The organism is Paenibacillus sp. TCA20 (assembly GCF_000732325.1).
In the GTDB taxonomy this organism is placed as follows: Bacteria; Bacillota; Bacilli; order Paenibacillales; family Paenibacillaceae; genus Paenibacillus; species Paenibacillus urinalis.
Map to the genome: position 1 here is coordinate 319,542 of NZ_BBIW01000003.1, position 21,415 is coordinate 340,956.

Consider the following 21,415-nt stretch of genomic DNA (forward strand, 5'->3'; position numbering starts at 1 on the left):
AGAAACAAATTGCATATTTCAGAAGGGTCTCTGCTTAGAAGCTTAGAAGCACACTATGAGCTCGAAGAAGTCAAAGGGCTTGTTCCTATATCTACTGGGCGTACATCTGATGCCCGCCTTTTAGAAACCGCACAAGGACAACAATTCGTTATAAGACGACTAAGAAGTAAACATCAAGCGACCTGCGAATTTGAAATATCTCATAGAACTGCAGCGAATCAGATTAGTCCATACATGCTTCCTGGTCGAAATGAAAATGGATATATAGAGGTTCAAGGCAGTATATACAATCTTCAGCAATATTTAAAGCCGGATAAGGTCTCTGTTCAGGACAAGTTCCTGCAAATGGGCAATGCTATGGGCATCCTGCATACCGTATTGAGGTATACGACAATTCAAGAGCAAGAAGACCGATTTTCTCTGGAATGCAGCTGGAATACTGCAACGGTATCTCACAATATATCTGATAATTTAAAGACGTCTCTTGAACAATATGTAACCGCTTGTCTTGAGACGCAGCAACGAAGAGAAGAAATTATTCATGCCGATCTTGGCATCTGGAATGTTATTTTTCATTCATCATCGGTGTATATTATTGATTTTGGAGAAGTGAGAACAGGTGATTATCATTTTGATGCAGCTGCACTATTAACTTCGTCAATCAGTAAGGCATGGACAGATCAACAGGCTGCTAGTTCTATTTCAGATTTTAAAAAAGGTTATGAACAGAGCGGTGTAAAACTGGAACAAAGCTTGCTTCTCGAAAATATGATCCTGTGGTTGGTAAGGGGAGCAGCAGCCGTTCTTGCGGAGTACGGCGAAACAGAACAAACGACGAATTACGTTAATCAAATGATGGCAGACATAACGAAATATAAACGATTATTGGGCTGAATGCGAGGAAGGGAGAGGACGGTTATGCTTCAGGCTGCAGTGGGACTGGATATTGGAGGAACGAATATAAAGGCCGGGCTTGTACGAGAGGATGGAGTCATTCTGTACGATATGATGGCTCCGACAAATGCAGAGAAGGGCAAGGATCAGCTGCTTGACTCCATTGCCGAAGCGGCTGCAAGCTGCATGGAGCAGGCCCGGAATTATACAAATATCGAAGTAACAGGAATCGGAATGGGAACAGCAGGGTTCATCACGTTAGACGGGGCCATCGGTAGTGCAACAGCGAATTTGCCAGATTGGAAAGGAACTCCGTTAAGAGCGGAAATGGAGCGAAGACTCCACCTCCCTGCACAGCTGGAGAATGATGTGAACGTACTCGCCATTGGAGAAATGTGGCAGGGCGCAGGCAGAGGTTTGACTGATTTTTTATGTGTTAGTCTCGGAACGGGTGTAGGCGGCAGTATCATAACAAACGGCCATACCTATCGGGGAAGAAGTGGATACGCAGGTGCCTTCGGACATCAGATTATCCATAGGGGTGGTAATCCCTGTACATGTGGATCGAAAGGCTGCTGGGAGCAGTATGCTTCAGTTACAGCCCTAAAAAGACAGGCATTGGCAGCGGGACAGCCTGCTTGGGCTGATGATCCCAGACAATTGTTTGCCCAAGCTGAGGTGGGAAATGAAACTGCAAAAATCCTTATCCACGATTATGCCGAGTTCATCGCCATCGGTCTAACAAATCTCATTCATCTCTATAATCCACCCGCTATTATTATCGGCGGTGCGATTTCAGAACAGGGGGATGCCTTGCTCCGCCCGGTACGCAAACATATAGAGAGGTACACGATGGATGGATTTGCGGATCATCCGCCGCTTCCGATCCTGCCCGCCATATTAGGAAATAGAGCTGGGATTATAGGAGCAGCCAAGCTGATCCTTACATAGCTTAGCTGCTCAGTAACAAGCTTAGTGATAGATCTTGGAGGTCATAATTTTACCTTGTTTATCATGGATAATGACTCTCATATCTTTACCTGACGCGATTTTCTGGGCCGCATCCTCTGCTTCATTTTTTAAGTGATACGTATCCTCTGGTTTGTCTTTGCCTTCTTTTTTGATCGCCCAGCCATCTTCGTAGGGTACAACATGAAGATTCTGGTGATCACCGGATGAATGAACGGGTCTGTCTTTGCCGCCGCCAGAGCTGTTCTTTCCTTCAGGATGATTCTCATCCCATTCCTTGGCTTGAGCGGTAGCGATGGCAATCGCCCGGCCTTCCTCATATCCGTCTTCAAGTAAAGCATTGGCAATTTCCACTGCTTTCTCACGGATTCTGGGGTCAAGATTTTTCATGGATGGAGGGTAGTCGTTTTTGCTCCATGGCATAATGGTTCTCTCCCTTCACTAGATATCTCCTATCTATTTACCCGATAACAAATTGACAAAAACATGAGGAGGGGAATCGATCATGCTGCTTCAACTGGCTCTGCCGTTTATATTTACGATGATCATTCACGCTGCAGACAGCCTGTCTTATGCGCTGAGGCTAGGCGGATTAAGAACGAAGCGGATCACGATTGCTTTGTCTTTATCTGGCATGCTGCTCCTTGTCTCAAGATCTTCGAATATGGCACAAGGGCCGCTGCTTGGCTCAATGGTGGATAAGGCGAATGGCGTAGACAGCAGTATGCTGCAAACTCAGCTTCACTTAATATTAGGAGCGGCAGCAGTGGGGACGGTCATTGCCATTCTCATGTTTCCAACCATGGTAAGATGGTCCTCAAGGCTGGTGGTTCATTTGGAGAAGTCAGGATCCATTCCTGGAATGTTTGCTTCTTTATGCTCCATGAATAAGATGAAAAATGCACTCCACTACATTTCTTGGCCTAGGTTCTCCATGCTTCAGACGTGCTTCGGTGGGAATCTGCCGAGAAGGCTGATGGTCCTCAACATGTCGGTGACGGCTATTTATACGGTTGGCGTTCTTGCCACTTTATATGCAGCCTATCTAAACCCCGAACAGGCGATGGCTGCTTCACAATCTTCGGGCTTAATTAACGGTATGGCAACGATTCTGCTGACTCTGCTAATCGACCCGCGAATCGCCCTTCTAAGTGATCGATCACTTAGGGGAGAGATTCGTTTGGAGCAGATGAACCGGGTATATGGCTGCATGCTGATGTCACGTCTTGCCGGCACGCTGCTAGCCCAGCTGCTTCTAGTACCCTTCGCTCTGTGGATTAGTCTTGTAGTGGGCTGGATTTAGTTAGTGCAGGACATTTAACTAGTCCAGAGCTGCTAGACTCAGCATTAGTATCCTAACATCAATTTCAACGGCAAAAAAACGCAGGGCTTTTCAGCTCCTGCGTTTCTAATGCTCCTGCGTTTCTATTGAATGAGGCTAATATGCTCAGCTGTTCTCTTTCTCAAATAAATGGACGTACTCAGCGTAGCCTTCTTTCTCTAGATCCTCTTTTGGAACGAATCTTAGTGCTGCAGAATTGATGCAGTATCTAAGGCCGTTCTCGCCAGGACCATCGTCAAATACATGACCCAGATGAGAATCAGCTTCACGGCTTCTAACCTCGGTACGAATCATGAAATGAGACAAGTCGGTCTTTTCTTTAATACTGTAGTCCCGAAGGGGTCTCGTAAAGCTGGGCCAGCCGCAGCCTGCATCGTATTTGTCACGTGAGCTGAACAGAGGTTCTCCGGATACAATATCCACATAGATTCCCTCTCCTTCATGATCCCAGAATTCATTCTGGAAAGGAGGCTCAGTCCCATTATTCTGAGTGACATTGTATTGCATCGGGCTCAGCTGCTCTTTCAGCTGTTCCTTGCTCATAGGCCGGGACCAATGGTTTTCGATGAAATCCACACGTCCTGAGCCTTTGCTATAACGTTTGTAATGAGCTGGATTTTTCTTATGATAGTCCTGGTGGTGCTCTTCTGCTTCATAGAATGTCTGAGCAGGCAGAATAGGCGTAAAGATTGGTTTATCAAATCTGCCACTTGCTTCAAGCGCTTGTTTGGATACTTCCGCCTTCACCTTCTGCTCTTCCGTATGATAAAAGATGGCAGTTTGGTATGAAGTCCCGCGGTCATGAAATTGTCCTCCGGCATCGGTCGGATCAATCTGCTGCCAGAACAAGGCTAACAGCTTCTCATAAGGGAATACTTTCGGATCATAAGTGATCTGAACAGCCTCCACATGACCTGTCGTTTCAGAGCATACCTCTTCATAGGTCGGATTCTCCGTATGTCCTCCGGTATAGCCTGATCTTACCTTCAAAATGCCGGGAAGATCTTCAAAGGGTGAGACCATGCACCAGAAGCACCCTCCCGCAAATGTAGCCTTTTCTGTAAATAGTGGTTCCATCCTATATTCACTCCATTCGATGAAGAATAATGAGATCAACTTGTCCTTGAAGTATTATATCTTAAAAAACCGATATTATACAAATGAAGAGGTTATCTCGGTCCTTCTATTTGCTTTAACCTTATTTTGTACGCGGCAAACGCGCTGGCGAGCATAATAACATAAACCAGAGCTATACCTGCAGTTTGCAGCGGGTGCTCAAACAGGTTCCCTCCTGCATAAGCATACAGCGCAATACTGGGGATTTTGCCAACAGAGGTTGCCAGCAGATAGCTCCAGAAGGGCAATGAGGCCGTTCCAGCGTAAATGTTAACTCCCATCTGCGGGATGACAGGCAGCATTCTTGCAATAAGAATCGTACTGAACGTATGCTGGCTGAACAGGGCAGAGAGCTTTGAAATAACGGGAATTCGCTCCAAGTATAACCGACCTTTCTCCTGAAACAACCATCTGAACATCATGTACACCGCGATAGAGGCAATCGTAGTCCCCAGCCACGTAACGATACCACCCATAACAGCACCGAAGGAGTAACCCAGCAGCCCGATCACAAGCTTATAAGGGAGCACGGGAAACAGAGCGAATAAGGTGGCAATCAGCGTTAAGTTGAAGTAATTTGCATGCTCCTGTGCCCAAGCCATGACTTCATTGCGATATAATAGAAGAAATATTAGTGCTGGCAGATAAAGCAGTGTAAGGAGAAGCCATTTTTTCATGTTATCATCCTCGATGAATTCGTCATTCTTTCATTATACCGGATGCGTGCGAGACTTACATAAGGAAGCCTGCGTGCACTTTGCTAGTTGGGCCGGCCCTTGTTACACTAGAGCAGGTGATTAAGAAGGAGACAGGAGGAAGTTAAGAATCAGATGAGAACAACACATCGAAAAAGAATTGCGATCGCAGGACTGGGTGACATCGCAAATAAAGTATATCTGCCGCTGCTTACGGCTCATCCTGAGGTGGAAGTTGCCGGGGTAATGAATCGATCGTTGTCCAAAGTGGAGGAGATTACCTCACTATATCGGCTTGAGCGGGGAACAACCAAACTGGACGAGCTGCTCGACTGGAAGCCGGATGCCGTATTTGTACATACCTCAACAGAAGCTCACCATGAGATCGTTATGGCCTGTATCGAACGGGGAATTGCGGTATACGTAGATAAGCCCTTGTCCTATAATCTTAAGGAATCCATAGAAATGGCGGCTTTTGCCGAATCCATGGGTGTACTCCTTGCTGTCGGATTCAATCGCAGGTTTGCTCCACTATACCGTGAGGCACGAGATTGGATCAGTCAATCCGGAGAGATTGAGAGCATCGTCTGCCATAAGCATCGGATGAAGCTGGACAGCCGCTCCAGCCGTGTTACCGTCTATGATGATCTCATTCATATGATAGATACTCTGTTATGGCTTAGCGGTGAGGATCACGAGCTCATATCGCATCAGCTGAAGACGAACGATCAGGGAGCGCTGCTCCAGGCTTCAGGCAGTATTGTGACAGGAAATAAAGGAGTGGGCTCGTTTGGCATGGTGCGTTTTGCAGGGGCGGACACCGAAACGATAGAGCTTCATGGAGCTGGCAGAACAGCATCAGTTCACCAGATGGAAACACTGCAGCTTCATGCAGCAGGTGCACCGGGGATCATCCGAACACCGGGAAGCTGGGAAACAATCCTCACTCGCAGAGGATTTACGGGCTGCGTACAGCATTTCCTGGGCTTTCTCGGCAAAGATCCGGAAGGCTGTGAGCTTCATGCCGGCCGAGTGCTTGCAAGTCATGAGCTGTGTGAAGAGCTTCTGATGCCGTAATACTTAATGATAGATCATATAAGACAGGAGAAATGAGCCTTGAATAAAAAAGAAATGGAAGAACAAATCATTGAGAGCTACAGACAGGATGAGGATATGATGATTCTTGTCTTCGCCCAGTGGTGTGTCAACAATGAACAGAACCCTGAGGAGCTGTATCGTAAAGCATATCCTGACCAAAAGAACAACGAACGACTTCAGCATGTGTTAAATCTCGTCGTTCCTAAGGAAGAAGCAGGTGACATTGCAGACGATACACTCCTTGGTGTTCTCTCATTATACGGTAATGATGATCTTGCGATGGTTGTAGCTGAGGTTATCCAGCAGCGCAAGCGTTAGAGAATCTGTTCTCGGTGAATGGAACGGAATTCCCTGGGCGACATTCCGAATCTTGCCTTAAACACGCGATGGAAGTAAGTATAACTGTTAAAGCCGGAGGACTCCGCGACGTGTTCAAGTGACATCGGACTAAAAATAATGCGCTCCCGCGCCATATTTAACCGGATATCCAGCGTATATTGCATAATACTTGTATCAAATGCCTCCTTAAACAAATGAACAGCTCTCGAGACACTGATGCCGATGCTGGAAGCTACATCCTCCAGTTTAAACAGTGTAGAGGCATTCTCTACAATGTAATTTTTTATTTGATAAGCCAAATAGCTGGTTTGTGTCGTTATCGGATGCTCTGAGAGTAAACGATCAATTTCAAGGCATAATATGCGCATATAATAGCTTGGGATCTCCGGGAATGGATTTGCGATCCGGCGCTGTTCAAGCACGATTTGACGAAATAGGCTAAGTAGGCTTTCGGTCAGCTCGACCTTGATCCGCGTCGGACGTTTTTTTCTGTGCCACCATTCATCCGCCCAATCTCCAGTGAAAAAAATATGATAATCTCCACTTTCCACAAGGGAATTACCGGCACCATTCTCCTCATTGTCAATCTTGAGTTCATACGGTTCTGTCGGATGAAATAGCAGCAGATCACCTGATTCTATAAAGGTCATTTGGTCATCAACCCGGGCTCTGCACCTCCCATCGGTCTGAAGACGAAACAGATAATTTTTGACTCCTTCGGGCTGTGAGAAATAGTAAGGCTTCCGGTGAAAAGAAAAGCCGGCTGTAAGAACTTGGCAGGATTGTTCAACTGACATAACTACTGACTCCTTGAAATAAAAATATTGACCAGATTGTTCATGTTTTGATCATATACTTCATTTTAATTTATAAACGAATCGAATACTATAGTACCAGTTAAGAATTACCTTAAAGGTCAATCACCAGAGGAGTGACAGGATCAGTGGATAAAATGAAGGCAGGCATTATCGGGTGCGGAAATATCAGCAGCATATACCTCACGAACCTGAAAAAGAGTCCTGTAATTGAAGTAGTAGCGGTAGCGGATATCATTATGGAACGCGCCGAAGCGAGAGCAGCCGAGTTCGGTATAGCAAACGCTTACACCGTTGACGAGCTTTTGCAGAATGATGAAATTGAGCTTGTATTAAATTTGACGGTACCCGGCAGTCATGCCGTAACCAATATAGCTGCACTAGAGGCAGGTAAGCACGTATACGGCGAGAAACCATTCACCATCTCTCTTGAGGATGGCCGCAGAGTGCTTGAGCTGGCAGAAGAAAAAGGGCTTTATGTTGGAACCGCCCCAGATACTTTCTTGGGATCGGGTATTCAGACTGCAATCAAAGCCATTCAAGACGGAGTCATTGGAAGACCGGTATCTGCAACCGCCTTTTTCATGGGGGGCGGGCCTGAGTCCTGGCATCCTGATCCGGAATTTTTCTATGCCTACGGCGGAGGACCAATGCTGGATATGGGACCGTATTATTTGACAGCACTCGTTAAGCTCTTAGGACCGATTCGCAGGGTAAGCGCTTCAACCGGAGTTCAAATTCCAGACCGTGTCGTTGGATCCGGTCCGAAGCAAGGGCAGAAACTTCAGGTACAAACGCCTACCCATCTGGCCGGAACCATGGATTTCGCCAATGGAGTGATTGGGACGATGATCGCAAGCTTTGATGTTCGCGCAGGTTCCGGACTGCCGCTGATTGAAATTCATGGAACAGAAGGCACGCTGCAGGTACCCGATCCAAACTTCTTTAACGGCGATGTTAAAGTGAAGCGAATTGGATCAGATGCTTGGGAAGTGATCCAGCCAGTAACGGCCAGTGAGCAGAATGAGCGTGGTCTCGGTTTGAACCAGATGGTAGAAGCGATCCGTGGCGGAAGCGAGGCAGAAGCGAGTGGTAAGCTTGGATACCATGTGCTTGAAGCGATGCATGCGTTTGAGCGCTCTTCAATTGAAGGCAGACATGTACTGCTGGAGAGCACGACGCAGGTTTACAAGAAACCTGAGCTTGTTTCCAACAACTGATTAAGACTTACTAAGCATACACCTAAATTAACTAGCTGCAAGCGGAGGTAAAGTTCATGACCCAAACATTAAAAGTAGCTATTATCGGCTGCGGTGGTATCGCAAACGGTAAACATATGCCATCTCTTTCTAAACAAAAGAATGCTGAAATGGTTGCATTCTGTGACATTGTTGAATCCCGTGCAGAGGAAGCAGCAAGCAAATTTGGTGCCGAGGGAGCTAAAGTATACACAGACTATCAAGAGCTCCTTAAGGATAAGAGCATTGATATCGTCCATGTGTGTACGCCAAACGATTCCCACTCGGTTATTACTGTGGCGGCTCTAGAAGCAGGTAAGCATGTCATGTGTGAGAAGCCGATGGCCAAAACTTCGGAGCAGGCCCTGGAAATGATCGAGGCGGCAAAACGGACGGGCAAAAAACTGTCCATCGCTTACCAGAACCGTTTCCGCAATGACAGTCTGTATTTGAAGGAGCTTATAGAAACCGGAGAACTCGGGGATATCTACTATGGCAAAGCGATTGCACTTCGGCGCCGCGGTGTTCCTACTTGGGGCGTATTCCTTGACGAAGAGAAGCAAGGCGGCGGACCTTTGATTGATATCGGCACCCATGCGCTTGACCTAACCTTATGGCTGATGGATAACTACAAACCTAAGAGTGTAATGGGCTCTGTATTCCATAAGCTTAGCGGACGGGAAAATGCAGCCAATGCATTTGGTCCTTGGAATCCGGAGGAGTTTAATGTGGAGGATTCAGCCTTTGGCTTTGTGACAATGGAGAACGGGGCTACCATTCAGGTGGAAGCGAGCTGGGCTCTTAATGTGGTGGAGACGGGCGAGGCACAGACTCTTCTTGCAGGGACAGAAGGCGGAGCGGATATGAAGAACGGTCTTCGTTTGAATGGTGAGAAATTAAGCAGACTGTATGAACAGAATATCGATCTTAATGCCGGCGGTGTTGCCTTTTTTGCAGGCGAGAGTGAGAGTGACGCGGATCGGGAAGCTAGAATGTGGATCGAGGCGATTCTTGAAGATAAGGAACCTCTTGTTAAACCAGAGCAGGCTTACGTCGTAACTCAAATACTTGAAGCGATCTATGAATCAGCACGTACTGGAAAAGCGGTATATTTCGAGTAATAAGCAAAACTTCCTTATTCATTTAGAAGCAGCAGTTTAAATATAGTTGAAGTACTCATTACAATACAGGAGGGATTTAGTTTATGAAATTAGGCGTATTTGCAGTTCTATTCGGTGGTCGTAAGTTTGAGGATGCATTAGATTATATCGCTTCCAAAGGTCTAGGTGCGATAGAGATTGGTACAGGAGGGCATCCGGGCAATGCTCATTGCAAACCGGCTGAGCTTCTGGAGAATGAAACGGCATTGAAAGAATTCAAGAAGGCAGTTGAATCTCGTGGTTTGATCATTAGTGCGCTCAGCTGTCACGGTAACCCGCTACATCCGCAAAAAGAGATTGCTAAGAAGTTCCATGATGATTTTGTTAACACAGTGAAGCTTGCTGAGAAGCTCGAAGTACCTGTTGTTAACACGTTCTCAGGCCTGCCTGGTGATCATGAGGATGCGAAATATCCGAACTGGCCTGTCGCTCCGTGGCCAAATGATTTCCAGGAAGTATTGAAATGGCAATGGGAGAATAAACTGATACCATACTGGACGGAATGGGGTAAGTTCGCTTCTGATCACAATGTAAAAATCGGCCTTGAACTGCACGGCGGATTCTCGGTTCATACGCCAGCTACACTGCTTAAATTGCGCGAGGCAGCGGGTGAAGTGATCGGGGCAAACCTAGATCCTTCTCACATGTGGTGGCAAGGTATTGATCCTGTGGAATCCATCAAAATTTTGGGTCGTGAAGGAGCGATTCACCATTTCCATGCCAAGGATACAACGATTGATCCTGTTAACGTAAATATGTATGGTCTTACGGATATGCAGGATTATACAAATATGCAAACCCGCGCATGGCAATTCCGCACCGTCGGATTTGGTCATGATATCAAAACCTGGGCAGATATTATCAGTGCCCTGCGACTTGTCGGATATGATTATGTTGTAAGTATTGAACATGAAGACGGACTGATGTCCGTTGAGGAAGGTTTCTCAAAAGCCGTCCACAATCTCAAGCAAGTACTTATTGAAGAACCGCTTGGCGATATGTGGTGGGTCTAACATCAACAGGGGGAAATAAGAATGATTAACGTCACGATCTGGAATGAATTTGTTCACGAAAAAATTCATGATGAGGTTAGAGAAGTATACCCGGAAGGCATTCACAAAGCGCTTGCTGATGGTCTTTCAGGAGAAGGATATGCGATTCGTACAGCTACTCTAGATGAGCCGGAGCATGGTTTAACGGATGAGGTCTTGAATACGACGGATGTATTAATCTGGTGGGGTCATATGGCTCATGACAGAGTAAGCGACGAAATCGTAAGCAAGGTTGTGAAGAGAGTATTAAATGGTATGGGGTTTGTTGTTCTTCATTCGGGACATTTCTCCAAACCGTTCAAAGAGCTGATGGGTACTTCCTGTGACCTGAAGTGGCGGGAAGCTGGGGAACAAGAAATTATATGGACTGTAAATCCGAGTCATCCGATTGCAGAAGGAATCGACAGCCATATCATATTGGAACATGAAGAAATGTATGGTGAATTCTTTGATATTCCAACGCCGGATGAGCTTGTATTCTTGAGTAATTTTCAGGGCGGAGAAGTGTTTAGAAGCGGATGTACGTTCAAACGAGGTGAAGGTAAGATCTTCTACTTCAGACCAGGACATGAAACGTATCCAACGTACTACCGTCCGGAGATTCTAAGAGTGATCAGCAATTCCATTCGATGGGCTTATCCTCTTCATCATACCAAACCGGTATTTGGTAACAGCGAACCGGTCAGAGCATTAGGTAACGTGCTTGTATAAGCGAATTTCAACAATAATACCATGGACTTACATCTAAGTGAGTCCATGGTATTTTTAAAATTATATAGGTACAAAGAACTGGTTATTCAAATATCAGCGTGATATAATAGAAATGCTTATGAATCCTGATCTTAAAGCCTTCTAAAGTGTGTGGACTGTCTTTGGATGGTCTTTTTTAATTGAAGCGGTTGACTGATTTCACAATTGGGTCATTAGCTTCATTTTTGGTTAATGGTTATAGTATACTTCATGGGATATGGTATAGTTTCTTTCCATACACCAAGAAATGTGCTATTATGATATGTACTAACTAATTGTAAGTTTGTGTTGATGGAAATATTTAAAGAGGTGAATATAATGGAAGGTCAACATCTGAAGATGTGTCCAAGATTTGAGTCGGCCTTTTCATTCCTGGGCAAACGATGGAATGGTCTCATTATTCAAACATTGATGGATGGTCCTAAACGATTTAAGGATATTTCGAATCTCATACCTCAAATGAGTGATAAAATGCTGTCAGAGCGAATGAAGGATCTGGAGAGCGAAGGAATCTTAATAAGACACGTATATCCGGAGACACCCGTCAGAATTGAATACGAGCTTACCGACAAAGGGAAAGCACTCCAGCCTGTAATGCAGGGAATTCAGCAGTGGGCGGAGCAATGGGTTGAATAGCCGAAGCTAGGCTCGTGGCGTCATGAATCTTGTGTGGAGAGGATGAAACTCATGGCAGATATAATTGTTGTTGGTGCAGGTCCTGCAGGAGGCAGTGCAGCTATTTTTGCGGCTAAGGCAGGCAAAGAAACGATCGTTCTTGACAGCGGTGCAAGTATGACAAAGCGCGCCTGGATGGAGAACCATTATGGAACAGAGGGCATATCAGGTCCGGATCTGTTAACATCAGGCAGAAAGCAGGCAGAGAAGTTTGGCGCTGTTTTCTACGATGAGAAGGTGACCTCGATCACCTCCGAGGATGGTCAGGTCAGGCTTACAACAGAATCAGGTAAAGAATACACGGCACTGCACGTAATTCTGACCACCGGTGCTAATCCTGAACTGGCCGCAAATAGTGGGATCCGTATGATTGAAGGACGTGAGCCAAGAATAAAATCGGTTATTGAGGTGGATCGTCTCGGCAGAACAAGTATGCCAAATGTCTGGGCTGCTGGAGTCATTGCTGGAGTCAGTGTCCATACCATCGTGACATCCGGTGACGGAGCAAGAGTGGCCATTGAGGTGCTCAGTGAGCTTAACGGTGAACGGTATGTTGACCACGATATACTTAAGTAATGACTTCAAACTCTTTATTTTTCTGAAGAAAGATAAAGGGTTTTTTTATTAGCACTTGAGGTATGATCTTCGTATTTATTTGTCGTCCTTGCACAAGTCAGTGCTTTTCGTAGTATAATTGCAGAAAGGTCCTAAAAGGCTTAAAAGGAGGGCGATCTACTTGAACAAAATCGTCGTATCTCGTAAAGTGAATTACTTTCAACAAGATGTTGCCGAGCTTGAGCAAGCATCCCTCCGCGTTCAGTCGATCTATGAGAAGGCAGCCAGAATGGTGAAACAGTACTTTTCTCCAGCAGCTGCTGAGAAGCTTGAAGCAACAGTCCTGTCCCAGCGCTCATACTTTCAAAAGTGGATACACACGAGCAAAGGATGGAAATTCATTGGAAGTGAATATCAGAATGAACAAGCAGAAGCCCGTCCCCCATTAGCTGATCTGAAAACGGATACAAGCATGGGCGAGTCTACAGCTGTATCGACCAAACGTGGCGGAACTTTTGCGAGCTTAATTCTACAGGCATTCATATGGTCTCAGTATGAAGAGATTCAATTGTTTCATCCGTTTCTGGGAGATGAATCCTTTTATACGGGAGAAGAGATGGATGTCATTGCTGCTTACTTTGTGCCGACTTATTTGACGGAGAGACCGCTGTATGAGAGTGGAATCCAGTATCGAAGAAGAGATTACGGAGTTACGATCTTCCAAGAGGATGTACCAGCTCCGTCTGTCGTATTTGATTCAGAGTGGGGAACGATGGAAGGTAAGCTTATGACAGGAGTTTATGTGTCAGGTCTGCAATTTAAGGGACTTGGTCCTTATTTAAAAAATATGAGCGGTAACCGAATATATATGCAGGCAGCAGTTCAGTAGTAACATCATACTGGTCATATCAGAAGAGCCCAATCTTGGGCTTTTTTCTATTGGAGTTGAAGTTAAACACAAGATAATAGTATGCTATATAAATAGATTGTAGAATAATGCAAAAAAAAGTAAGGCGGTGATTGCATGAAAGTGCGGTACTCATTTACAATTTCAGCAATAATTCTACTCTTGTTCATATTTACGGGCTGCAGTTCGGTAGATAAAGGGACAAGCCTGGCGGAGGATCAAACGCCGGGAACTGTTGAACTCCGTGTAGAAGGTGGCAGCTACATACCGGCATTGACTCAACCTGTACAGATTAGAATTAATGAAGGACTTACAGTACATGATGCAATCGATCGTGTTGCTGAATTTAATGAAGGATCGAATGCCATTGCTTCCGTTGGCTCGTATGTATTAGATGAGTCTCTTGAGTGGAGATTAAAATTAAATGATGAGGATATTGGCTCCGATGCATGGGGAAATTCTTTAGATAGTAAAGATTCACTAATTCTATACATTCAACCTATTGCCAAGATTGAGAATATGGAGCCATCGGCTGTAACCTTAACGATTTATGGCGGGGTAAGTCAGCCGGATTTGCGGGGCTCCATTGCTAGTCTTTATTTTCCTAATTTGACCGTAAGAGATATTTTGGAGAAGAATGAGCGGATTCAACTGACGGATAACAAACGATACGTTCATTCGATTGATGGTTATGTTCCGTTAATTACGGAAAGATGGAAAATTGAAGTGAACAATAAAGAGTTGATGGATAATGGACTGGATATGGTGCTTAGTCCGAGAGACGAAATAAGATTAGAGCTTGCTGAACGACAGTAGTCGGTGGCAGGCTTTTTTTGTCGATAACAAGACCTAATGCATCTGTATTGGGAATATTCACACATTCAAATATCCTACCATGGTATCATTTTGAAATATTCGCCAAAATATGATTTTCATTTCAGAATCTTTAATTTAAAATAATAAAAGATGAATCAATCACTTTGAGACAAAGACATTACCGTATCTTGGAAAGAAGGGTTAACCTATGGGTGTAATCAAGGGGAGAATGAAGGAACAGCAGGTGCCTGTTAATGTATCAGAAGTTATAAAGGCCAAGGCTTATCCAGTAGGAGACGAGCGGGATTTCTATTCATTGATCGGACGTATGGTTACTCTACAGAATCGCGAAATTGGCGTGTTCAGGACAAGTGACGGTGGTCTGTTTGCTCTCGATAATGTAAGAATAAATCCAGAGGGAATCAGGCTCACGGAGGGCATTGTGTCTGGACATACGGTGTATGATCCTTCCGACGATTGGAAGGTTGATCTGGAAACGGGAGATGTCACAAGGGAAGCTAGTAATATAACCAAGGTGCCAGCTTATAGGGTGCATATCATGAAGAGCAAATTGTATATTGTGCTTGCTTAAAATGGGTGGTCTATTTCCATCTTCATATAAAAAAACGAAGCCGATCTTTCTCTAAATCAGAAGGTCGGCTTTTTGTCTTGTTAAATCCTGCAGATTTCTACCGGGCATTGCTCGCAGCGGCAAATCTGTTGAAGAACGCTTAATTCCTTGATCACGATGCAGCCATCATCATATGCCAGAGCGCCTTTCTTGCGCAGCTCAGCGAGCATTCGATTGACACTTTCCCGGGTTGCACCAATCATATTCGACAGATCCGTATGTGTCATCTTTTTGTTAATCCGAATATCCTTGCCATCCACTTCTCCATAAGTATTTCCGAGCCGGATTAGTGTTGAGCAGAGAGCTCCCTGCTTGCCGTACATCATAAGATCGCGGAATTTCGTCTGTGTAATTCGATGGTATATACCCATCCATTTCATAAAATCAAGTGCAAATCCGCCGTTGATCTCAATGAGCAGCTGAAGCTCTGAGGTTTCTGCATATCCAATCTCGCTCTCTTCCAATACTTCAGCAGAATAGCTGTGCCTAGAAGAGAAGAAGGGGTCGGCATGACCGATCAAATCCCCGTCCTGATGAATATACATGATTAATTCTTTTCCTTCATCTGTGAATTTCGTAATCTTGATGCGCCCGTGCTTAATAAAAAACAGCTTGTCGGCAGGATCCCCCTCCCAGAACAGATGAGAGCCTTTTGGTAATGATCGATACTTCAATAAGTTGAGTAAGAGCTGTTTGTTCTCTGATGTGAAGCAGCGGATATTGCCTTCTTTTTGTTCAAGTAATGCTAAGTGAGTCATATGCGATTCCCCCTTGCACTGTTCGATTTACAAGTTCAGTATATACCTTCGTTAAGAGGGCGGGAGAAGCAAAGTATGGCAAAATTCCAACATTGTGATTCATTTCACTATCGAATCCGAAGTTTTTATACATTGTGAATAAATTCACAAACAAAGAGAATCATGCATGATATGATGACTTCGTAATCCAATAGAGAGACAAAAAACTCAGAATTTGGGTAGGAGGATGATAGGAGATGGCTGTTAAGAACGAGGCTGTATCCAAAGAAGTTACTGCGGCGGAATATATTAATGAGCTGGTAACCAAGGGCAAGAAGGCGCTGGAAGCATTTATGCAATTAGATCAAGAGGCGGTTGACCGTATTGTTCAGGCGATGGCACTGGCTGGTCTTGATAAGCACATGAATCTAGCCAAGCTGGCTGTGACGGAAACAGGCCGCGGAATTTATGAAGACAAGATTATCAAGAATATTTTTGCTACAGAATATGTCTACAACAATATTAAATATGACAAAACGGTCGGCGTCATCGAAGATAATGAGTTTGAGAACTATCAAAAAATAGCGGAGCCGGTAGGCGTAATTATGGGGATTACCCCTGTAACCAATCCTACCTCTACAACGATGTTTAAGGCACTGATTGCCATAAAGACACGAAACCCTATCATATTCGGTTTCCATCCATCGGCACAGAACTCAAGCCGGGAAGCAGCACGCATTCTAAGAGATGCAGCGATCAAAGAAGGCGCACCAGCTGATTGTATTCAGTGGATTGACGCCCCGTCGATGGAGAAGACAAACGAGCTGATGAATCATCCGGATGTTGCACTCATTTTGGCTACCGGTGGTGGAGCGATGGTTAAGGCAGCTTACAGCTGCGGTAAACCGGCACTTGGCGTTGGACCAGGAAATGTTCCTTGCTTTATAGAGAAGACGGCGAATCTTAATCAAGCAGTGACAGATTTGATCTTATCCAAATCCTTCGATAACGGAATGATCTGTGCATCAGAGCAAGCGGTCATTGTAGAAGAACCCGTCTACGATGAAGTGAAGAAGAGAATGGTGGCGGATGGCTGCTACTTCGTAACCAAAGATGAAGCGGCGAAATTAACGACTTATGCTATCTCCGCTGACAAATGTGCTGTTAATCCGAAGATCGTCGGCCAGTCGGCTGTCGATATTGCGAAGATGAGCGGAATCGTCGTTCCAGAGAATACCAAGATTCTGGTTGCTGAGCTGGACGGTGTTGGAGAAAAATTCCCATTGTCCGCTGAGAAGCTGAGTCCGATTCTGGCCTGCTACAAGGTTAAGACGGTAGAGCAGGGGATAGAACGTGCCGCAGAAATCGTTTCTTTTGGAGGAATGGGACACTCTTCGGTTATTCATTCAAATGATGATGAAGTGATCAGCCGTTTTGCAGATCATCTCAAGACCTGCCGGATTCTTGTAAACTCTCCTTCAACTCACGGTGCAATTGGGGACATCTACAATACCAACTTACCATCATTGACGCTGGGCTGTGGTTCATACGGACGGAATTCAACCTCTTCGAATGTAACCGCAGTGAATCTAATCAACGTGAAGAGAGTGGCGAGACGTACAGTGAATATGCAATGGTTTAAGGTTCCAAGCAAGGTTTATTTTGAGAAGGGGGCTACCCAGTATCTTGCGAAAATGCCTGACATTTCTCGCGTACTCATTGTTACAGATTCCATGATGGTGAAACTGGGCTACGTTGATAAAGTGGAGCATTACCTGCGCCAGCGCCGCAAGCCTGTGTTCATTGAAGTGTTCTCCGATGTGGAGCCCGACCCTTCAACAACAACCGTAGAGAATGGCACGAAGCTGATGAACAGCTTTGAACCGGATTGTATTATTGCGCTCGGCGGCGGATCCCCAATGGATGCGGCCAAGGCGATGTGGCTGTTCTACGAGCATCCTGATGCCGAGTTTGATCATATGAAACAAAAATTTATGGATATCCGTAAACGGATTTACAAATATCCTAAGCTGGGACAAAAGGCAAAATTTGTGGCGATCCCAACAACCTCGGGAACAGGCTCAGAAGTAACCTCATTTGCAGTTATTACAGATAAGAATAAAGGGAATACCAAATATCCGCTGGCCGATTACGAGCTGACACCGGATGTAGCCATTGTAGATCCCGATTTCGTATACAGCCTGCCACGGGTAGCTGTTGCAGATACGGGTATGGATGTACTGACTCACGCGATCGAAGCCTACGTATCTGTCATGGCAAATGATTATACAGATGGCCTCGCGATCAAAGCGATTCAGCTCGTATTCGAATATCTTGAAGCATCTGCTCTTACGGGAGATAAGCTGGCGAGAGAGAAAATGCATAACGCATCTACGATTGCCGGAATGGCCTTTGCCAATGCATTCCTTGGTATCAATCACAGTCTTGCTCACAAATGGGGCGGACAGTATCACACGGCACATGGACGAACCAATGCCATTCTGATGCCGCATGTTATAAGATACAACGCGAAGAAGCCGACGAAATTCGCATCCTTCCCGAAATATGATCATTTCACAGCAGATCTTCGTTATGCCGAAATTGCACGTATCCTGGGATTACCTGCGAATACGACAGAAGAAGGGGTTAACAGCCTGATTCAGGCAATACGTGATTTGAATAAGAAGCTCGGTATCCCGGCTTCGTTCCAGGAGCTTGGCTTTGATCCGAAGGATTTTGAAGCAAGAGTCGATTATTTGGCAGACCGGGCATTTGAAGATCAGTGTACTACTGCGAATCCGAAGCTGCCACTTGTCAGTGAGCTGGCAGATGTGTACCGGAATGCTTTCTATGGAAGATTTGATAAATAACCGTGTTCTTCATCGTAAATGGTGAAGCTGTGCTGAGCAGAAGGAATTTCCTTCGTTCAGCACGGCTTTTTTTTCGTATGCTTGTTCCGCACAATATAGGAATGGGAAGCATGACTACAACAGTAAAAATAAAATGGAGTAACAGGCTTAACTTTGTGATATTCATCACATAATTAATGTGATCTGTATAATATAATTTGAAATGTAAGAGAGAAGAAATCCATTTCATAGAACCCAAAAGGCAATTTCACTTCCCTATAAAGAGTGGAGAGAAGGGGAGTGAGCAGGCAGATTAGTGAAAATAATCACAAATAACCTTACCACAATAACAGAGCCGAGGGAGAAAGAGTAACAGCAGGGATGGAATTTCGTACCTGCCTTCATGATCTGTCTAGTGTAACCACGAATCTATTGGAGGGATTACCATGGCGGTAACCGAAAAAGAAATGCAAAACGTACAATCCGGCTGGAGAAGCTTCAAGTCCGGAAAATGGACAAAAGAGGTTAATGTTAATAACTTTTTAGAGAAAAACCTCATTCCGTATGAGGGTGACGAGAGCTTTTTGACAGGTGCGACAGACAATACAAAAGCGCTGTGGGAGATCGTTATGGATCTAACCAAGAAAGAGAGAGATAACGGCGGAGTACTGGATGTGGATGTCAACACCCCTTCAACAATTGTATCCCATCAGCCTGGATACTTGGATAAAGAGAAGGAGCAGATTGTCGGCGTTCAGACGGATGCACCATTTAAGCGTTCCATTCAGCCGTTTGGCGGTATCAAGATGATGATCGATGCTTGTGAAGCCTATGGCTTTAAGCTTCCTGAGCCGATTATTGAAATGTTCACCACGATCAGAAAAACACATAACCAAGGGGTATTTGATGCCTATACGAGTGAAATGAGAAATGCGCGGCGAGCCGGCATCATCACAGGCCTGCCAGATGCCTACGGCCGCGGACGTATTATCGGTGACTACCGAAGAGCAGCGCTGTATGGAATTGACTTTTTAATCAAGGACAAGATGAGAGAGCAGGCTGAGCTGGAAGTTGATGTGATCGATGAAGATGTCATCCGGCTTCGTGAAGAATTGTCTGAACAGATACGAGCGCTGAAAGAGCTGAAGCAGCTTGGTGAAATGCACGGATTCGATATTTCCGGTCCTGCACGTAATGCCAAAGAAGCCTTCCAATGGGTTTACTTCGCTTATCTGGCAGCAATTAAAGAGCAAAATGGTGCAGCGATGTCACTTGGACGTGTCTCTTCCTTCCTGGATATCTATATCCAGAGAGACCTTATAGAAGGAACACTGACTGAAGAGGAAGCACAAGAGCTGGTGGATCATTTTGTCATGAAGCTGAGAATTGTAAAATTCCTGCGTACACCGGATTATAACGAGCTGTTCAGTGGAGATCCAACATGGGTCACGGAATCCATTGGCGGCATGGGGATGGATGGCAAGACACGCGTCACGAAGAACAGCTTCCGCTTCCTGCATACGCTGTACAATCTCGGACCCGCACCAGAGCCAAACTTGACGGTGCTATGGTCAGAGCAGCTGCCAGAAGGGTTCAAGAAGTACTGCGCCAAGGTATCTATCGAAACCAGTTCCATTCAATATGAGAATGACGATCTGATGCGTCCGATCTATGGAGACGATTACGGTATTGCCTGCTGCGTATCTGCAATGCGGATCGGGAAGCAGATGCAATTCTTCGGTGCACGTGCGAACCTTGCTAAGGCGCTGCTGTATGCAATTAACGGCGGTAAAGACGAGAAATCAGGAGCCCAGGTGGGTCCAGAGTATCCGCCAATTACATCTGAAGTACTGAACTATGACGAGGTTATGAAACGCTTCAAGCCGATGATGGAGTGGCTCGCGAAGCTGTATATGAACACGCTGAACGTGATTCACTATATGCATGATAAATACAGCTACGAACGGATTGAAATGGCGCTGCATGATCGTGACATTCTGCGGACGATGGCCTGCGGTATCGCTGGACTGTCTGTAGCAGCCGATTCGCTTAGTGCCATCAAGTATGCAACGGTTCGCCCCATCCGCAACGAGAATGGAATTGCCGTGGATTTCGTTATAGAAGGCGAGTATCCTTGCTACGGTAATAACGACGACAAGGTAGACCAGATCGCAGTGGAGCTTGTCGAGTCCTTCATGACGATGATCCGCAAGCACAAAGCCTATCGCAATGCGATGCCGACACAATCGGTACTGACGATTACATCGAATGTTGTGTATGGCAAGAAGACGGGTACGACCCCGGATGGACGTAAAGCAGGAGAGCCTTTTGCCCCAGGAGCGAATCCAATGCACGGACGCGATAAAAAAGGCGCACTGGCTTCCCTCAGTTCCGTTGCCAAACTGCCTTACGAACACAGCCTGGATGGTATTTCCAACACCTTCTCGATCATTCCGAAGGCACTTGGCAAAGAGGAAGAAGCCCGTAAGACCAACCTGACAGCAATGATGGACGGATATTTTGGAAGTGGAGCCCATCACTTGAATGTCAATGTCTTTAATCGAGAGCAGCTGATTGATGCAATGGAGCACCCTGAGAATTATCCACAGCTGACCGTACGGGTATCGGGTTATGCGGTTAACTTTATCAAACTGACACGTGAGCAGCAGCTTGATGTTATTAACCGGACATTCCACGGCAATATGTAACAGCTAACTGCTAGCTACTCAACAATCTGCACAGACGCACAAAGCGGATGCGATAGGAAAAGGGATGGT

21 protein-coding genes are annotated in these 21,415 nt (G+C 45.5%); 16 read left to right on the forward strand and 5 right to left on the reverse strand.

Annotated features, from left to right (window positions below):
* Positions 1–9 precede the first annotated feature (9 nt).
* Both TCA2_RS07760 and TCA2_RS07765 read left to right on the forward strand, forming a co-directional pair.
* Positions 10–894 carry a phosphotransferase gene (locus TCA2_RS07760; protein ID WP_047911002.1) on the forward strand — a complete coding sequence of 295 codons (885 nt, stop codon included), beginning with the start codon at positions 10–12 and terminating at the stop codon, positions 892–894.
* Between the two features lie 24 nt (positions 895–918).
* Entirely contained in the window at positions 919–1,845 is a 927-nt protein-coding gene (locus TCA2_RS07765; RefSeq protein WP_047911003.1) for an ROK family protein, read from the forward strand.
* A gap of 21 nt (positions 1,846–1,866) precedes the next feature.
* On the opposite strand, the gene TCA2_RS07770 is transcribed toward TCA2_RS07765, so the two are convergent.
* Positions 1,867–2,286 carry a DUF2188 domain-containing protein gene (locus TCA2_RS07770; RefSeq protein WP_047911004.1) on the reverse strand — a complete coding sequence of 140 codons (420 nt, stop codon included), beginning with the start codon at positions 2,284–2,286 and terminating at the stop codon, positions 1,867–1,869.
* Between the two features lie 82 nt (positions 2,287–2,368).
* Here TCA2_RS07770 and TCA2_RS07775 point away from each other — a divergent pair, with 82 nt between their 5' ends.
* A complete protein-coding gene (locus TCA2_RS07775) occupies positions 2,369–3,166 on the forward strand; it encodes a lipid II flippase Amj family protein (RefSeq protein WP_047911005.1) in 798 nt (265 codons plus the stop codon).
* A gap of 144 nt (positions 3,167–3,310) precedes the next feature.
* Here the strand turns inward: TCA2_RS07775 and msrB are convergent, their stop codons facing one another.
* Both msrB and TCA2_RS07785 read right to left on the reverse strand, forming a co-directional pair.
* Entirely contained in the window at positions 3,311–4,282 is a 972-nt protein-coding gene (gene msrB, locus TCA2_RS07780; protein ID WP_047911006.1) for a peptide-methionine (R)-S-oxide reductase MsrB, read from the reverse strand.
* Positions 4,283–4,374: 92 nt separating this feature from the next.
* Positions 4,375–4,998 (reverse strand): TVP38/TMEM64 family protein, encoded by a 624-nt coding sequence (locus TCA2_RS07785; RefSeq protein ID WP_047911007.1) that lies wholly within the window; start codon positions 4,996–4,998, stop codon positions 4,375–4,377.
* Between the two features lie 153 nt (positions 4,999–5,151).
* Between TCA2_RS07785 and TCA2_RS07790 the strand changes: the two genes are divergently transcribed.
* Together TCA2_RS07790 and TCA2_RS07795 are read left to right on the forward strand one after the other, a co-directional pair.
* Positions 5,152–6,093, forward strand: a complete 942-nt coding sequence (locus TCA2_RS07790) for a Gfo/Idh/MocA family protein (RefSeq protein ID WP_047911008.1) — start codon at positions 5,152–5,154, stop codon at positions 6,091–6,093.
* A gap of 39 nt (positions 6,094–6,132) precedes the next feature.
* Positions 6,133–6,432 carry a hypothetical protein gene (locus TCA2_RS07795; protein ID WP_047911009.1) on the forward strand — a complete coding sequence of 100 codons (300 nt, stop codon included), beginning with the start codon at positions 6,133–6,135 and terminating at the stop codon, positions 6,430–6,432.
* Here the strand turns inward: TCA2_RS07795 and TCA2_RS07800 are convergent.
* Positions 6,429–7,250 (reverse strand): AraC family transcriptional regulator, encoded by an 822-nt coding sequence (locus TCA2_RS07800; protein ID WP_047911010.1) that lies wholly within the window; start codon positions 7,248–7,250, stop codon positions 6,429–6,431. The genes TCA2_RS07795 and TCA2_RS07800 overlap by 4 nt on opposite strands.
* 146 nt (positions 7,251–7,396) lie before the next feature.
* Between TCA2_RS07800 and TCA2_RS07805 the strand changes: the two genes are divergently transcribed.
* The 9 genes from TCA2_RS07805 (at position 7,397) to TCA2_RS07845 (ending at position 15,013) form a co-directional block, all read left to right on the forward strand.
* Entirely contained in the window at positions 7,397–8,488 is a 1,092-nt protein-coding gene (locus TCA2_RS07805; RefSeq protein ID WP_047911011.1) for a Gfo/Idh/MocA family protein, read from the forward strand.
* A 56-nt stretch (positions 8,489–8,544) separates the two neighbouring features.
* Positions 8,545–9,627 (forward strand): Gfo/Idh/MocA family protein, encoded by a 1,083-nt coding sequence (locus TCA2_RS07810; RefSeq protein WP_047911012.1) that lies wholly within the window; start codon positions 8,545–8,547, stop codon positions 9,625–9,627.
* A gap of 83 nt (positions 9,628–9,710) precedes the next feature.
* On the forward strand, positions 9,711–10,679 hold the full coding sequence (locus TCA2_RS07815; protein WP_047911013.1) for a sugar phosphate isomerase/epimerase: 969 nt from the start codon (positions 9,711–9,713) through the stop codon (positions 10,677–10,679).
* Positions 10,680–10,700: 21 nt separating this feature from the next.
* Positions 10,701–11,429: a ThuA domain-containing protein gene (locus tag TCA2_RS07820; protein ID WP_047911014.1), complete on the forward strand. Its 729-nt coding sequence runs from the start codon at positions 10,701–10,703 to the stop codon at positions 11,427–11,429.
* Positions 11,430–11,786: 357 nt separating this feature from the next.
* Positions 11,787–12,104, forward strand: a complete 318-nt coding sequence (locus tag TCA2_RS07825) for a helix-turn-helix domain-containing protein (RefSeq protein ID WP_047911015.1) — start codon at positions 11,787–11,789, stop codon at positions 12,102–12,104.
* 51 nt (positions 12,105–12,155) lie between these two features.
* Positions 12,156–12,719 carry an NAD(P)/FAD-dependent oxidoreductase gene (locus TCA2_RS07830; protein WP_047911016.1) on the forward strand — a complete coding sequence of 188 codons (564 nt, stop codon included), beginning with the start codon at positions 12,156–12,158 and terminating at the stop codon, positions 12,717–12,719.
* Between the two features lie 160 nt (positions 12,720–12,879).
* Complete coding sequence (locus TCA2_RS07835; protein ID WP_052511818.1) at positions 12,880–13,587, forward strand: hypothetical protein; 708 nt, start codon at positions 12,880–12,882, stop codon at positions 13,585–13,587.
* A gap of 135 nt (positions 13,588–13,722) precedes the next feature.
* Positions 13,723–14,421 carry a hypothetical protein gene (locus tag TCA2_RS07840; protein ID WP_047911017.1) on the forward strand — a complete coding sequence of 233 codons (699 nt, stop codon included), beginning with the start codon at positions 13,723–13,725 and terminating at the stop codon, positions 14,419–14,421.
* Positions 14,422–14,629: 208 nt separating this feature from the next.
* A complete protein-coding gene (locus tag TCA2_RS07845; protein ID WP_052511820.1) occupies positions 14,630–15,013 on the forward strand; it encodes a nitrite reductase (NAD(P)H) small subunit in 384 nt (127 codons plus the stop codon).
* 80 nt (positions 15,014–15,093) lie between these two features.
* Here TCA2_RS07845 and TCA2_RS07850 read toward each other — a convergent pair whose 3' ends face one another.
* Complete coding sequence (locus TCA2_RS07850) at positions 15,094–15,810, reverse strand: Crp/Fnr family transcriptional regulator (RefSeq protein WP_047911018.1); 717 nt, start codon at positions 15,808–15,810, stop codon at positions 15,094–15,096.
* A 236-nt stretch (positions 15,811–16,046) separates the two neighbouring features.
* Between TCA2_RS07850 and adhE the strand changes: the two genes are divergently transcribed.
* Both adhE and pflB read left to right on the forward strand, forming a co-directional pair.
* Positions 16,047–18,659 carry a bifunctional acetaldehyde-CoA/alcohol dehydrogenase gene (gene adhE, locus TCA2_RS07855; RefSeq protein WP_047911019.1) on the forward strand — a complete coding sequence of 871 codons (2,613 nt, stop codon included), beginning with the start codon at positions 16,047–16,049 and terminating at the stop codon, positions 18,657–18,659.
* A 425-nt stretch (positions 18,660–19,084) separates the two neighbouring features.
* Complete coding sequence (gene pflB / locus TCA2_RS07860) at positions 19,085–21,346, forward strand: formate C-acetyltransferase (RefSeq protein WP_047911020.1); 2,262 nt, start codon at positions 19,085–19,087, stop codon at positions 21,344–21,346.
* Positions 21,347–21,415: the final 69 nt, after the last annotated feature.

Excerpts from the sequence above, each read along its gene's own strand:
- TCA2_RS07825 (WP_047911015.1), top strand. The coding sequence starts at position 11,787 with ATGGAAGGTCAACATCTGAAGATGTGTCCAAGATTTGAGTCGGCCTTT.
- pflB (WP_047911020.1), top strand. The coding sequence starts at position 19,085 with ATGGCGGTAACCGAAAAAGAAATGCAAAACGTACAATCCGGCTGGAGA.
- TCA2_RS07850 (WP_047911018.1), bottom strand. The coding sequence starts at position 15,810 with ATGACTCACTTAGCATTACTTGAACAAAAAGAAGGCAATATCCGCTGC.
- TCA2_RS07770 (WP_047911004.1), bottom strand. The coding sequence starts at position 2,286 with ATGCCATGGAGCAAAAACGACTACCCTCCATCCATGAAAAATCTTGAC.
- TCA2_RS07840 (WP_047911017.1), top strand. The coding sequence starts at position 13,723 with ATGAAAGTGCGGTACTCATTTACAATTTCAGCAATAATTCTACTCTTG.
- TCA2_RS07775 (WP_047911005.1), top strand. The coding sequence starts at position 2,369 with ATGCTGCTTCAACTGGCTCTGCCGTTTATATTTACGATGATCATTCAC.
- TCA2_RS07820 (WP_047911014.1), top strand. The coding sequence starts at position 10,701 with ATGATTAACGTCACGATCTGGAATGAATTTGTTCACGAAAAAATTCAT.
- TCA2_RS07800 (WP_047911010.1), bottom strand. The coding sequence starts at position 7,250 with ATGTCAGTTGAACAATCCTGCCAAGTTCTTACAGCCGGCTTTTCTTTT.
- TCA2_RS07845 (WP_052511820.1), top strand. The coding sequence starts at position 14,630 with ATGGGTGTAATCAAGGGGAGAATGAAGGAACAGCAGGTGCCTGTTAAT.
- TCA2_RS07765 (WP_047911003.1), top strand. The coding sequence starts at position 919 with ATGCTTCAGGCTGCAGTGGGACTGGATATTGGAGGAACGAATATAAAG.
- TCA2_RS07790 (WP_047911008.1), top strand. The coding sequence starts at position 5,152 with ATGAGAACAACACATCGAAAAAGAATTGCGATCGCAGGACTGGGTGAC.
- TCA2_RS07785 (WP_047911007.1), bottom strand. The coding sequence starts at position 4,998 with ATGAAAAAATGGCTTCTCCTTACACTGCTTTATCTGCCAGCACTAATA.
- msrB (WP_047911006.1), bottom strand. The coding sequence starts at position 4,282 with ATGGAACCACTATTTACAGAAAAGGCTACATTTGCGGGAGGGTGCTTC.
- TCA2_RS07830 (WP_047911016.1), top strand. The coding sequence starts at position 12,156 with ATGGCAGATATAATTGTTGTTGGTGCAGGTCCTGCAGGAGGCAGTGCA.
- TCA2_RS07815 (WP_047911013.1), top strand. The coding sequence starts at position 9,711 with ATGAAATTAGGCGTATTTGCAGTTCTATTCGGTGGTCGTAAGTTTGAG.
- adhE (WP_047911019.1), top strand. The coding sequence starts at position 16,047 with ATGGCTGTTAAGAACGAGGCTGTATCCAAAGAAGTTACTGCGGCGGAA.
- TCA2_RS07810 (WP_047911012.1), top strand. The coding sequence starts at position 8,545 with ATGACCCAAACATTAAAAGTAGCTATTATCGGCTGCGGTGGTATCGCA.